We start from the raw sequence: 14,110 nt of genomic DNA, 5'->3' as shown, positions 1-14,110 counted from the left end.
CTCTTATAAATATTATCTTATAAAATATAGTATATTACTCTACTGCAATTGGAAGTTAATAGGTACAGTATAAGAAACCCTTACTGGTTTTCCACGCTGCTTACCTGGTTTCCATTTTGGCATTTGGTTAATTACACGAACTGCTTCTTTATCTAGAGATGGATCAACTCCACGTATCACACGAACTTGTTCAACTCCACCAACCTTGTTTACTACGAAAGTAACAAATACACGACCGACAATCCCATTCTCCTGAGCAATTACAGGGTATTTGATAGACTTGGCAATCCACTTCTGTAATTCTAGCTGACCTCCTGGAAATTCAGGCATATCTTCCACAACAACGAATACTTGGGCTTCATCTTCTTCCTCCTCCTCTTCTACAACTTGGATATCAACTTCTTCATCCATATCAGCATCGGAGTCTTCAATTTCAAGCTCATCTTCAATCTCTTCATCGTTATCCACAATTTCCAATACCTCAGCTACTTTAGGTGCTGGTGGTGGTGGTGGTGGTGGCTTAATAGGTTCTTGTCTGGTAACAGGAATCATCTCCTCTTCAGCCTCCATCTCTTGTTGATCTTCCAAGCCTGTAGCTTCCGCAGAATCTACACGCCATTCAAATGCAAGAAATACAAAGGCAAGAGTCAGTGCCAGACCAATCTCAAGAAAGAGACCTCTCTTATTTTCAAGATCTGCTTTTGGTGACTTCTTAACTTCCATAATTTTCTTTTAATTTTCTTTTAAATTCAGCGCTTAAAAGTAAGTTTTTCAATTCTATAATCAAAATTCTATTCTCAGTGAAATTATTCGAGGCATAAAGATATAAAAATAACGGGCAAATCATTTTTCTTAATCCTATTTTTTGATTTTCAATGCTTAAGAACAATAAAATCTGTGATAATAATATTCAAGAATACCCATTTTTAAGAAGCATAAAACCCCTGTAAATAAATCAACTATAAATTTAGTACATTTTTCTCTTTAAAGCCATTCTAAATTATATTTTTAACAAATAAGAGTGAAAAATCCATATTATCCGAACTCATCCTACCTATACACACACTATACATTGCTACCAATCAATTGTCTATTGACAAACAATTTTCGGACTAAAATAGATTCTTCACTCCAATTTTCCTTACGTATAAAAATAAAAAATGTTTGCTTTTCTAAAAAAATCACTGTCAAGTTGTTTAATGTGCCTCATTTTAAATTATATTTGCATGCGTTATCTTTATTCGGTCAGATCAGATACAAAGAAACTGATTATTATAAACGGGGGGTTAGCTCAGTTGGCTAGAGCGTTTGACTGGCAGTCAAAAGGTCACCGGTTCGATTCCGGTACTCTCCACCCTCAAATCAAGGCGGTTATGGCATTTATGCTGTGGCCGCTTTATCTTTTGCACTAACAAAAGCACTAACATTCGATTCTTAATTTTCTAAAAGAATTTTATTTTTTAAGTCCTCAGAAGTTAATTTTTCTTCACTATTATAAGATATTGCACTTTTCTGTGTAAACCTGTAAACCACCTCCACTACAGACTGCCATCCAATAAGTTACTAAATTACATTAGGATTTACACAGTTTACACCAATTACTAACCGCTTGATTTTATGCGACCTTTGGTTTACATAGAAATAAGAACTACCATCTGCACTTTTTAAAATCTGTTTCTGGTAAAACCATACAATATGGCCAGTATTGCATTAACATATATACCATAAGAAATTCAATTTTTTTCCTTTGGTAGACAAATTTATACCAGTCACTTATTTAAGATATTTCACAACAACAAATCACCAATCTTCCTTTCCAATCGAATCTCCGGTATTGGTCTCAGAGTGAATATTATCTTGATCAACGTCCTTCAACAAGTCATTCAAACCCCTTTTTTTATCACTATTAGGCATTAACATTTCAGCATCACCTTCTATGGAATCGGACTTTATTGCATCATCAAATTGCACACATTCTGAACTATATTCTTGAGTTTTATGAAATGCTCTCCACTTTTCATAGTCCAATTTATAGCAGCAATCCTTAGGATCAATTCTTTCATCATCAATTATAGGTTTATCCTTTCCATAAAGCCACTTTTGAAAAGGTTCCTGTTCCTCACTTGAAAGTTCTGAAATTAAAATGTAATCCTTTCCCTTTTTCATCATTTTTAAAACATTTATAGCACTCATGGTAAAGTCATAATAACCCTATAAGAATGTATATTTAATTGAATTGTATAAAGTCAAGTATATAATACAATATAAAAGCACTAACCAGTTTAAGTCAATTCTCGATTTGAAGAACTTTAATTGATGTTAAACTCCAATTGTAAGTTTGTACTTTCTCATATCAGGTTTATGAAGAGATTATCCATATTTCATCAAAATACCCCAAATTCTAATCGTATTAGCTCCTGATAAATCTTCTTGATTCCACCTGATTCAAACATCAAATAATATGGTTTGATTTCTCCAAAAAAGGAATTAGGGCAATTCATCCAATGATCAAACCTTACTTTCGATCCAAACAACTCCTCTCCTTTTGCCAACAAATCTTCAGGAGTAGGTTCATTTTTAGTTTTATTTTTGTCCTGCTCCATAATCTACTCGATTAAACGATGAGAATAAGGTGACAGAATAAAAGCTTCTTTACCAAATCCCAAAACAAGATCATAACAAGAATTGGTAAAATCAGAAATTACTCCATAAAATTTCATTTCATTCACAACTTTAAAATCTATATGCTTAACTACCGTAAAATAAGATGAAAGATCTTCAACTAAATCCATAAAAAACCACTGCCTTGAAACATCTTCTCCTTTGAACTTGGTTTTCTTTTTTTCAAGTAATTCATGAAACACATTATAAAATTGACTGACAGAATAATCCATCAATATCTCTTTGATAACTTTTCTATCTGTATCTGTTGGAGTCCATACAAAACCTTCCATCTTACAATGACACTCAATAACTCCAATACACTCCTCAATTGATAAAAATTGCCATAAGGTTTGAATATCAGCCAGAGGAGTATTTTTTAGGTCAGAAGAAATCAATTCCAAATATAAATCCCTACCGTATAACTCATTTTCCATTACAAAACGGAATTCAAATTGATCCAGGAATTTATCAATTACATTAGTATTTTTTGATTCATCAATGGAAACTTCAATAAGTTTGCGATTTATAAGAAACTCTACAATATCTTTTATAAAAAACGAATTAGGGCTTAAGTGCCATTTCACATTATCATAGGTATAAACTTCATAATTTTTATGGTCCGAACCTCTCAACAATGCACTCAACAAAAACCTTTCAAAAAAACTAAGCGAATCAATATTTCTTACTGTACCTTCTTGATAATTAACTTCAGAATCAAAAATGTTTGGCAAAATACAATTCTCGTATTCCTTATCTAATAGCCTTTCACTTTTACAAGTTGTGTGATCACAGTTTTTATTAGAAATTTCAGGTGTTTCGTACTTTTTCATTTGTGGCAGTTTTAGCAGGCGCTACCAAAAACGAAAAGAGGCATGTCCTCTATCCCATTGAGTCTTCTATAGGTACCGCCAAGCACCCTGAACCAACACAACGAAACAAGAGAACACACCGTATCCTGGTGCGTTCACCCGTCCGTTTCTCTGGTTCGTTAAAATTGGCGGTTTTATAGAATGAGAAACTTCAGTAACGCAATATTTTCTTGTTGTATTTCTATCGTAAAGATAGAGGTTTTAGACTATGGAGCAATAAAAACTATCGTGTTTTTATTTTACTATATTTGCAATAATTACCATATAATCTGGCATTTAAATATACGCCATACAGTATGGCAAGTATTTCACCATTTTAATTTATTGGATTTCAGACTTTGCCTTTAAAAAGTCCTCTTTACAAACCTTTATAATTCAATTCATTTGTTTACTCGTATAGAATTTCAACAGCTTTTCCTAATTAATCATACCAGACGCAATTCGACAACTATGCATAAATTACTGCATCTATATCATTTTTGCATGATTACATAATACCATTTCTTAAATAGCCTAATAGTCCAAACGTATGAAATTAACTAAAAAAAGACCGTTAAGTTAACGGCCTTTTCCTCTCTATTATAAAGGTGAATCCTGAATCAAAACTAAGCATTTAATCAACTCCTCCTATTCTTCTCAGCATAGGAAGTAATACAATTCTCCTTATAATATTTAAATCAAAAAATTAATGCTTATGATCCATCTGATCTTTGTTGGACCTTATATATTGGCAGCAACCATGAAGTTTGTTATAAACTTCATCTTTGGCCTTGTGCATTTCTGTATCATGACCTGAATTGGCAATTGCCATATGAATTTTATGCACATCTGTTTTAGATTTGTCAAATTTAACATTAATCATTTTTGTAGTTTTATCCCAATCTGCTATTGATACTCCTTCTACCGATAAGGCAGCTTTCTCAATTCGACTCTCACACATTCCACAGTTACCGTATACCTTAAACTTCTTTGATGTTTCTTGAGCCATCAAGCCTAAACCACTGCACAATAATAATCCTATAAGTGCTATTTTTTTTAAAATCATCTTATTTTAATTTTTAATGTTAATATTATTCTTTCGTTTTGTTACAACATGAACTGCTCTGCTTTTTATGTGCATGTGAACATTCTGACTTTTTAGAAATATTTTTTCCTTTATGGCTACATCCTGAATGATCAGAAGATTTTTTATCTGTATTGTGACTACAACCTGAATGTTCCTTGTGATTATGAGAATGTCCAGATGTTAAAGCTACTCTCTGATATTGGCAGCATCCTGGAAGTTTACTATAAACCTCATTTTTTGCTTTATGCATCTCAGTATCATGGCCTACATTAGCAATCGCCTTATGAATCTCATGAACTTTTGTCTTTGAACCATTAAATGTCACGCTAATAATTTTTGATTCCTTATTCCATTCTGCAACTGTTACTCCTTCTACCGATAAAGCTGCTTTTTCAATACGATTCTCGCACATTCCACAATTACCATATACTTTAAATTCTTCTTTTTTTGATTGTCCGTTAGCAATTGCAGTCCCCATAAGGAGCACAGTTAATACCAAATAAAATGCTTTAATTTTCATGTTTTAAATTTTAATTATTACTTACTCTTTTATTTAATAGTTGTTAATATCAGCACCTATTCATTTAAAATCAGTTTCAAATATTGATCATATGTTTCTTGTGATTCAAAAAACAATACCTTATTAGAATTGATAGGATTAAGCTTAATTAGAGCTTCTGCTTTATTGATCATTTTGCCTGTTGCTGGATCAGAAGCATACTGAACATTGTTAACATTGTTTTTTAATTTAGATAAACACTTCTGACAACAGCCAAAGTATACTTTATCACCAATACGAAGCATGTGAGTATCTTTAGCTTTAATATCACCTCTAACCATACATACTTTATTCAAAGGGATATTTTTGCCAATATGTTGAGAAGCAATAATTTCACTTTGATTAGTTCTATTAAATAATTTAGGACCGTACAAAGCGACTGTAACAAGCAATAGTATACCTCCCAGTAGCAAAAATCCATTTAATTTGTTTGTTTTCTCTTGTTTTGCTTTTGCAAGTTTTTTACCAACTCTTCGTCTCATGATACCTAATTTTTACTATCCACTCGAATTAGATTGTTAATCTATAGACTCTATGAAATTTCTTAAAAGAATTGTAACATCATTAGCTATCTCTTCTACTTCCTTATTGTCAACGACCGTCATGCTAGCAATAGGATTAATCACAGAAATTTCAATTTTAGAATTATCTAGCTCCTGTATTACTACATTACAAGGCAAGAGCGTTCCAATCTTATCCTCCAACTTCACCGCCTGATAGGCAAATTGCGGATTACAAGCACCTAATATCTTGTACCTACGAAAATCAACTCCTAGTTTTTCATTGAATTTTTCCTGAAGATTTATTTCAGTAAGAACTCCAAATCCCACCTTACTCAACTTTTCTCGAACCTGTTCCTCTGCCTTTTCGAAACTTGATTCAATTACTTTTGCATTATAATATGTCATCTATTTTTGATTTTAATTATGATTAAATTTTTCTTAAACGTAATGCATTTGTTATGACAGATACAGAACTAAAACTCATTGCAACGGCAGCTATTATGGGACTGAGTAACAAACCGAAAAATGGATACAACAGACCCGCAGCAATAGGAATTCCAAGCGCATTATATATGAACGCAAAAAAAAGATTTTGCTTTATATTACGCATTACATGAATACTTAATTCTCTTGAGCGAACAATTCCATTAAGATTCCCTTTTACAAGGGTTATTTCTGCACTTTGCATTGCAATATCAGTTCCTGTCCCCATTGCAATTCCAACATTTGCAAGTTCCAGAGCAGGAGCATCATTTATTCCATCTCCTGCCATAGCTACAACGTGTCCCTTTCCCTGTAATTCTTTTACTCTCCTAAATTTATCCTCAGGTAAGCAGTCGGCTGTAAACCCATCCAACTTAAGCTCTCCTGAAACTGCCTTGGCAGTATTCTCATTATCCCCAGTAAGCATATATACAGAAACATTCATCTTTTGAAGTTTCTTAATTGCTTCATGTGAGGATGGTTTTAATTTATCAGAAACACTAATTATTCCTTCCAACTGATTATCGGCAATTAAAAACATTACCGTTTCTCCCAAACTCTGTTTTTTGATAACAAGATCGACCTGAAGTTCTGTCAAATCAATCTCACACTCTTCCAACAAACGTTTATTTCCAAGGTAAATAGGCTTTTCCTTATAAATGGCTTTCACTCCTTTCCCAGTAATTGATTCAAATTTGCTAACCGCAAAAAGTTCAATTCCCAGATTTTTAGCTCCTTTAACAATGGCTTCCGCCACTGGATGTTCACTATGAGCATCAACTGAGGCTGCCAATTGTAAAACCTCCTCATTGCTTAAGTTTGTAAATGAATGATAGGTTTTAAGCGTAGGTTTTCCTTCTGTAAGCGTGCCTGTTTTATCAACAATCAAAATATCTACTTTATTCATTTCTTCAATTGAACGGGCATCCTTAACCAAAACCCCAGACTGAGCTCCTCGACCTGTTCCAACCATAACAGAAACAGGAGTTGCTAATCCCAATGCACAAGGACAGGCAATTATTAGAACCGATACAGAATTGATAAATGCATATACATAAGCTGGCTCTGGACCAAAAATAGCCCAGACAATAAATGTGCTAATAGCAATTATTAAAACAACAATTACAAAATATTTTGCCACTAAATCAGCAATCTTCTGAATTGGAGCTTTTGAATGACTTGCTTCATTAACCATTGCAATAATTTGAGCCAAGAGGGTATCCGAACCAATTTTTTCAGCTTGAAAATCAAAAGATGTTTTTCCGTTTATAGTGCCTCCAGTAACTTTATCACCTATAAATTTTTCTACAGGAATTGACTCTCCGGTAATCATACTTTCATCGATTACTGCCTCTCCCTTAATTATACATCCATCAACGGGTATTTTTTCTCCAGGTTTCACTCTCAATACATCACCTATCTGAACCTGATCTAAAAGTATTTCCTCCTCTTGACCATTTTTAATTCTATTTGCCACTGGAGGAGAAAGGTTTAGTAAAGCTTTTATGGCAGCATTGGTTTTGCCATGTGCCCTTAATTCAAGTAACTGACCAAGTAACACAAGAGTCAAAATTACTGCAGCGGCCTCAAAATAAAGATGAACATTACCTGAAACATCTTTAAATTGATGTGGAAAAATATCTGGGGCAACAATTGCAATTACACTAAAAACATAAGCACTACCTACTCCTATTGATATTAAAGTCCACATGTTAGGATTCCAAGTTTTAATTGACTTCCAACCACGAATAAAAAAAGTCCAGCTTGAATAAAATACAATTGGTGTAGTCAAAATTAATTCCATCCATCCCCACAAATATTTTGGTGCTATCAAATCTAAGTTTAGAGCAAAAAGATCAGACATTGCGATCACAAAAACAGGAACACATAATAATAAAGCAACCATAAATTTATGCTTTACCTGTGTGTAAGTTTTATCATCTCCTATTTCTTCTGCTTGTTCAGCAACAAGGTCCATTCCACAAACTGGGCAGTCGCCCGGCTTGTCATATTTTTTGTCGCCCTCACACATCATTGGGCAATAATATTTATTACCAAAATGATTTGTCACCTTACTTCCTTGAATGACTTTTTGAGAAGATTCTTTCTGATTATTTCGAATAACAACAACATCCAATTTCATCTTACACACTGGACATTTCCCTTCCTCAGGATACACTTTGTCACCCTCGCATTGCATTGGACAAGAATAGCCTAGAATAACATCTCTATTATTTTCATGCTGAGATGAACAACAATCATGACCCGCTGTATTACTTTTATCATTCATATCTAATAATTTTAAAACTATTCACCACTATCACAATTGGGCATTTTGACTTTTTAATTTAGTCCAATTTTATTTCGTCCCGCTAAACAAATAATCACCATCTTCCATTTTAAACAAAAAACTAAATGAATGTTTTTGTAGATCAAAACCACCAAAGTGTTCATCATTTAATTCATGCTCATCATTTAAATGATGCATCCACTCTGTCTCATCATCATGCATATCATCCATCATACCTCCAGACATGTGTCCTTGCCCTTTCATATGACCATATAAGTTTTCGAATTCCTCACCAGTATGACAAACAAATACACTATCTCTATGATGATAATAATCTAGGATAAGAGTTGTATCTAATGCTTCACCAAAGCAGTGTACTTCTATTTGGTCTCCTTGAAATTGCACTATAGTTGTAGCATCAGAACCATTTAGATCATTACTTGATTTTAAATTGTTACTTATTGCGATTGTTCCGATATATGTACCTGAGATATCATTAAATTCCGAATCAGAACTATCACTACAACTCATTAAAAAAGAAACAACTATAATTAAAAACATAACTAGCTTAAATTTCATAACTCATCTTTTTAAATTGTTAAACAACTGTTATTGTTAATATCCTTAAAAATGTAAATCCGAATTGAAAATTTCATTTAAATTCCATTTACTGTGCAGAAGAACGTAGGGGATCTGATAAAGATCAACATTGACCCCCTACATTACAGACCTAAACTATCCTGCCGAATGGCAGGTACCAAACTATGAATCTAACCATTACATGGATTTATATATTTATTAAAACTTTATTATACTTTTAATTGAAGGAGTCAACCAAGGATCAATTCAAAGCTGACTCCTTCTCCACTAGTTAACCTACCACAGTTAACAACCGAATTATCACTCAATTCAATTTAGTATACATTAAATCTAAAATCACTGAAGTCAATATTAAATTGATCTTCCAACAGTTCTGATTTATTTCCTTTGTATGAATTGATACCCAAATCAATAATGAATTGAAACATTTCAATGGAACTTATTACCATAGGGTTATATGTAAGTTCAATACTATTCTGATAGCAAGCCAAATCCTTTACTCCATCAACTCCAAAAAATAACTGATACACTGATAAGGTTTCAGAATCTGACAAGTGATTTTCTGCAACAAAAATTGTTGTTTTATAATCATTTTCCATATCATTATACTTTAAGGTAAATTATAAATAAGAGTTTGATCTTCACCACTAAAACTTTCACCTATATGTTTATATACAAGTAATTTCGTTCCTCCTTTTGACTTAACAATTTCCATCTCATTACTATCCTCCACTCTTAAAAGAGATTCTCCCATTTCGTTAATGATATTCAAAGTGAACTTCACCTGACCAAAATCTACAGTGGGATCTTCGTAATTATCAGGCACAGTATGTTCAACGCATGAATAAACAATCTCAACCAGATCATCTTTATTAAACACTTTTTGAGAGATTAATTTTACTTCATCCAGATGATGATTTTTAGGCAATGGAAGATTGATAGTTCTCCATATTGTATTGTCAAGATTATAGATATAAATTGCCTCTTTCTCACCATTATATTTCGCATATCTGAAGGTTCCATCATCCATCTGTATTGATTTATACTTAGAATTAACCGTTCCTTCAAGCTTTATTTGAGATATCCCATCTATATTTAAAATCAGAAGGAATATCATTGTGACTATCATTGTTTTCATAACATTCTACTTTAGCAATTGACGCGATTGTAAATACCTAACCGTTTCGCTAGTTGTAAGGGGATTGGTAACATTTCCTGTCCTCAAATAAAATATAGTCCTTGAATTTTCATTTAAGTAAACTGGCCTTTCTGATGGCTTAATTACAACCGTACATATTTCGCGTTTATTTATTACATGAAATGAAATATTCAAATAGGCACACATATTTTTCCCAAATGTTTTTGCTACCAAAGTGATCAATCTTTGTTGAAAACCATCTTTATCATTTTTCTTTAGAGTAAAATAATCATTATCAAGCCCCAAAACTTCTCCAAAATCATTAACTCCAATAATTAATGTTCCGCCTTTGGCATTTAAAAAACCTGCAATTGATTTCATTATTACCAGTTCTAAGTTTTTGTTTGTTTTTACCTGATAATAATCATGTCGTAAAGAAGACTTAAACTCAACAAATTCATTTTCACCTTCCTTGATCAACGAGGGAATGCTTTGCTCTAATAATTTCCTTTTTCCTAAAAGCACTCCTTCCTTTCTTTTTAAGGATCTATAATAGAGACCTGATCCAAATCCGATTAGAGTTCCTAAAATCGAAAATGCTATTGACATTCCAATCATATGAAAACTAAAAGTGTGTGCAATACTTTCAGTAATTATCTTACTCACATTAATTAAACTGTAATCGATTCCATTTGTATCGAACCAATAAATAATCATACTTATTGGATGTAGAATAAAAAAGCCAACTAACAGTCCAATTATTGAGTGAATCAATAATTCTTTATTTCGAATTCGAAGATTTGCAACTTTATAAATATTCATGATAAATAATTTTAGATTGCAATTATTTTGGAGGGAGCAGATACTCCCTCTCCTAAATACCACTATTTAATGGTTTCCTTCACTTCTCCACATTTCAGCATCATATCCCCAAAATATGGATTACGAATTTCTTCTGAATCACTAAACCAATAGGCACCTTTATCTCCATTAGCCATAGGACAATACTGGAAATAAACTGTTACCTTATCCAGACCAAACGATTTTATACTTTTATACAAAGCCTGATTAAATGGAGCAAACGCAATTCTTTGCTTATCAATATCGTTCACATCTGAAATTTCTTTTAACTTCGATTCAAGTACTTTCAAATCCTCCATCCACGACATATGAGCATCTCCCTTCAAAAGTGACATGTCTATTGATTCAAGCTGATCTAATAATTCTTTAGACTGAGATACAACTTGATTGGGATCCGAACTCACAAATGCTTTATTTAATGACAAATACGCTTGATAAAACTGAGTAAGTTGATTCTTGAATTTACTGTCAACATTGTAAGTTTGAATTTCATGCTTCGAATGATCAACAGACATTTCACCATGATTATGACCTGTAGACATTTGTCCTCCTTCAGGATTCATCATACTTGGTAAGCCAATCAATTGAGCTGCTGCATCTATTTTAAAGACTCCATTAATCGCAATTTCTTCGCCTTGACTCAAACCTTCTTTTACTACAAAGAATGATCCTGCCTCAGGTCCAAGAACCACTTCACGATATAGAAAAGATGGACTTTCTCGATCTGGTACTTTCACATAAACTATAGCTCGCTTACCTGTCCATAAAATTGATGATTTTGGAATAAGTAACTCATCACTATCTTCGGCAATTTTTGACACAACTACTCCATTTACAAACATCTCTGGCTTTAACAACTGTTCTTTGTTTGAAACTTCAGCACGCACTTTCGCAACTCTTGTTTTTCCATTAATAAATGGATCAATATAAGTTACTTTCGCTTCGTAGTTTTTCCCAGGTATTGCCTGAACAGAAAATTCAACCTTATCATTCAATTTCACCCATGGCAAATCACTTTCATAAGCATCAAACATCACCCAAAGTTTAGATAAATCAACCACTTTGAATAGCTTTGTTCCTTCCTTAATGTAATCACCTATTGCCACATGTCTCATTGTAACTGTTCCTGATATTGGTGAAACAACATCAAAATATAAGGTAGGCTCCCCCTTTTTCTCTATTCCTGCAATTTGTTTCTCGGTTAAATCCCATAACTTCAGCTTTCCTCTTGCAGCTTGGTACAATGATGGCCTGGTATCCTTAAAACTAATAGCTTCCAAAAGCTCCCTTTGCGCAGTGACCAAGGCAGGCGAATAAACCGTTGCTAATTTTTCACCTTTACGAACCGTTTGACCAGTATAATTCACAAATAGCTTTTCTATTCTACCTCCAAATCTTGCAGTTAATTCTGAAATATTTCTTTCATCCGCATGAATTTTCCCTTGCAAGCGAATTGATTTTTCGGGAACTCCCAATTGAACCATCATGGTTTGAATATCGGCTAATTTTGCAGCCGATTCAGTCATAACAATTTCATTAGGGTCTACATCGTCACCGCTCGATTGCATTGAAGTAAGAGGAATTAAATCCATCGCACATATTGGGCATAACCCAGGTTTATCCTGCTTAATTTGTGGATGCATTGAACATGTCCAGGTAGTTGGATCTTCAGATTCATGATTATGTCCTTCATGTCCTTCAATATTACTTGAATTAACTACATATTTATCCGATGATCCTGAGAATATCAATCCAAGAAGTATTCCTACCACTAAAACTGCAATTACTAACTTGTAATTTTCTTTTATATTATTAATTATATTTTTCATGACAGTACTATTTATTTACCCATTAAGTAGTTGATGAATGCGATTGCAGCTTGTTTGTCTGCTCTGGCTTTTTCCAGTTCCAAATTGTACTTCAAAACCTTTCTTTCCATTCTTAATATTTCCTCAAAGTGTTTATTCCCTGTTGCGTAATCCGTTTCCAACAGATTTAGAGATTTATTGGCTAACTCTAATTGTGAAATGTATAAAGCTATCCTACGATGTCCATCTCTATACTCTTTCCAGGAGTTTTCAAAAATAGATTCCAGCATATTCATTGTATTTGCTTTATCCATTTCTTTGGCTGTTTCCAAGTAAACCACCTCATTTACCATTGCCTTATACTTGTTTCGATAAAGAGGAATAGTTATTCCAACCTTGGGAAAAATAAATGCATCCTTACCCTCCAAATTATTTTCACCCTTACCTACAATCGTATAATCAAGACCTAAATTAAAACTAGGTTTCCCCTGTTTTTCAGCCAAAATCTTTTTGTATTTAAGCGACTCCTGCTGAAGTGAAATCCCCAATATTTTATGATTGTTATTTCTTACTGAGTCCAATAAAGCTTCCTTTGTATAGCGAATATCATCTTCCCATAAAACCTCAGGTGTTTGAACTATTATTGATTCATCGGTATTTAATAAGTTGTTAAATGAAACCTCCAATACTTGTTGCTTGTCTTTTAAAAGAGCCAGTTGATTTTGTAAATCTCCAATTTCCATTTCAATTCGATATTCATCGACAGCTGAAACTAAACCAGCCTCGACTTTAATGGTAGCCAGTTTCTGAAATGCCTTTAAAATATTCAGATTGTCATTGGTTATCGAAATGGCTTTCTTGTTAAAATAGATATTATAAAAGTTCGCACTTATATCACTAAATAATCTCGATTTTGCATCCTCAAACATTTCATACTTAGCCTTGGCATTCATAACAGCAATGTTTTCTTTGGCCTTTAATGTTCCAAACCATGGAAACATTTGAGAAAGTGAAAACTTAAATTCCTGGGGTCCCATTCTGGTTTCAACTGGTTTTATAAAGTAAGCAAATGCCAATTGAGGATCAGGTAATGCTTTCACCTGTGGTGCCACTTCTAAAGCCGCCATATACTCATTAAAACGGGCTTTTAACTCTGGATTATTTTCTGCTCCTAATTTCAGGTAAGATGTCAACTCCTGCTGACCCAAAACAACCGACGATGTAAAAAGGAGTAAGAATGTTATGTATATTTTTATCTTTCTCATGATT

15 protein-coding genes and 1 tRNA gene are annotated in these 14,110 nt (G+C 33.2%); 1 reads left to right on the top strand and 15 read right to left on the bottom strand.

All coding sequences use genetic code 11. From position 1 onward, the window contains the following. Positions 1-39 precede the first annotated feature (39 nt). Entirely contained in the window at positions 40-723 is a 684-nt protein-coding gene (locus tag ACO05S_RS10140) for an energy transducer TonB (RefSeq protein WP_421917898.1), read from the bottom strand. A 557-nt stretch (positions 724-1,280) separates the two neighbouring features. Here ACO05S_RS10140 and ACO05S_RS10135 point away from each other — a divergent pair. After that, positions 1,281-1,354: transfer RNA gene (locus tag ACO05S_RS10135), tRNA-Ala, on the top strand. A 446-nt stretch (positions 1,355-1,800) separates the two neighbouring features. On the opposite strand, the gene ACO05S_RS10130 is transcribed toward ACO05S_RS10135, so the two are convergent. The 14 genes from ACO05S_RS10130 to ACO05S_RS10065 all read right to left on the bottom strand — a co-directional run bounded on the left by ACO05S_RS10130 (position 1,801) and on the right by ACO05S_RS10065 (position 14,106). Then, entirely contained in the window at positions 1,801-2,169 is a 369-nt protein-coding gene (locus ACO05S_RS10130; protein ID WP_421917897.1) for a hypothetical protein, read from the bottom strand. Between the two features lie 215 nt (positions 2,170-2,384). Further along, positions 2,385-2,603, bottom strand: a complete 219-nt coding sequence (locus ACO05S_RS10125) for an antitoxin Xre/MbcA/ParS toxin-binding domain-containing protein (protein WP_421917896.1) — start codon at positions 2,601-2,603, stop codon at positions 2,385-2,387. A gap of 3 nt (positions 2,604-2,606) precedes the next feature. Beyond that, complete coding sequence (locus ACO05S_RS10120) at positions 2,607-3,494, bottom strand: hypothetical protein (protein WP_421917895.1); 888 nt, start codon at positions 3,492-3,494, stop codon at positions 2,607-2,609. A gap of 724 nt (positions 3,495-4,218) precedes the next feature. Then, entirely contained in the window at positions 4,219-4,578 is a 360-nt protein-coding gene (locus ACO05S_RS10115; protein ID WP_421917894.1) for a heavy-metal-associated domain-containing protein, read from the bottom strand. Between the two features lie 25 nt (positions 4,579-4,603). Further along, a complete protein-coding gene (locus ACO05S_RS10110; RefSeq protein ID WP_421917893.1) occupies positions 4,604-5,119 on the bottom strand; it encodes a heavy-metal-associated domain-containing protein in 516 nt (171 codons plus the stop codon). Positions 5,120-5,175: 56 nt separating this feature from the next. Further along, on the bottom strand, positions 5,176-5,640 hold the full coding sequence (locus tag ACO05S_RS10105; RefSeq protein WP_421917892.1) for a TRASH domain-containing protein: 465 nt from the start codon (positions 5,638-5,640) through the stop codon (positions 5,176-5,178). A 36-nt stretch (positions 5,641-5,676) separates the two neighbouring features. Next, on the bottom strand, positions 5,677-6,066 hold the full coding sequence (locus ACO05S_RS10100) for a DUF302 domain-containing protein (RefSeq protein WP_421917891.1): 390 nt from the start codon (positions 6,064-6,066) through the stop codon (positions 5,677-5,679). 22 nt (positions 6,067-6,088) lie between these two features. Beyond that, positions 6,089-8,434: a copper-transporting P-type ATPase gene (locus ACO05S_RS10095; RefSeq protein WP_421917890.1), complete on the bottom strand. Its 2,346-nt coding sequence runs from the start codon at positions 8,432-8,434 to the stop codon at positions 6,089-6,091. Positions 8,435-8,503: 69 nt separating this feature from the next. After that, positions 8,504-9,013 (bottom strand): hypothetical protein, encoded by a 510-nt coding sequence (locus tag ACO05S_RS10090; protein ID WP_421917889.1) that lies wholly within the window; start codon positions 9,011-9,013, stop codon positions 8,504-8,506. 335 nt (positions 9,014-9,348) lie between these two features. Then, on the bottom strand, positions 9,349-9,633 hold the full coding sequence (locus ACO05S_RS10085) for a hypothetical protein (protein WP_421917888.1): 285 nt from the start codon (positions 9,631-9,633) through the stop codon (positions 9,349-9,351). Positions 9,634-9,644: 11 nt separating this feature from the next. Further along, complete coding sequence (locus tag ACO05S_RS10080) at positions 9,645-10,172, bottom strand: hypothetical protein (protein ID WP_421917887.1); 528 nt, start codon at positions 10,170-10,172, stop codon at positions 9,645-9,647. 6 nt (positions 10,173-10,178) lie between these two features. After that, positions 10,179-10,994, bottom strand: coding sequence for a helix-turn-helix domain-containing protein (locus ACO05S_RS10075; protein ID WP_421917886.1), 816 nt, complete (start codon positions 10,992-10,994; stop codon positions 10,179-10,181). 62 nt (positions 10,995-11,056) lie between these two features. Further along, positions 11,057-12,862 (bottom strand): efflux RND transporter periplasmic adaptor subunit, encoded by a 1,806-nt coding sequence (locus tag ACO05S_RS10070; RefSeq protein ID WP_421917885.1) that lies wholly within the window; start codon positions 12,860-12,862, stop codon positions 11,057-11,059. Between the two features lie 11 nt (positions 12,863-12,873). Beyond that, positions 12,874-14,106: a TolC family protein gene (locus tag ACO05S_RS10065; protein ID WP_421917884.1), complete on the bottom strand. Its 1,233-nt coding sequence runs from the start codon at positions 14,104-14,106 to the stop codon at positions 12,874-12,876. Between the last annotated feature and the right edge of the window lie 4 nt (positions 14,107-14,110).

This window comes from Marinifilum sp. (assembly GCF_965230805.1).
In the GTDB taxonomy this organism is placed as follows: Bacteria; Bacteroidota; Bacteroidia; order Bacteroidales; family Marinifilaceae; genus Marinifilum.
Note: the sequence above shows the minus strand (reverse complement) of the source record. Positions and strands in the feature narration are given on the sequence as shown.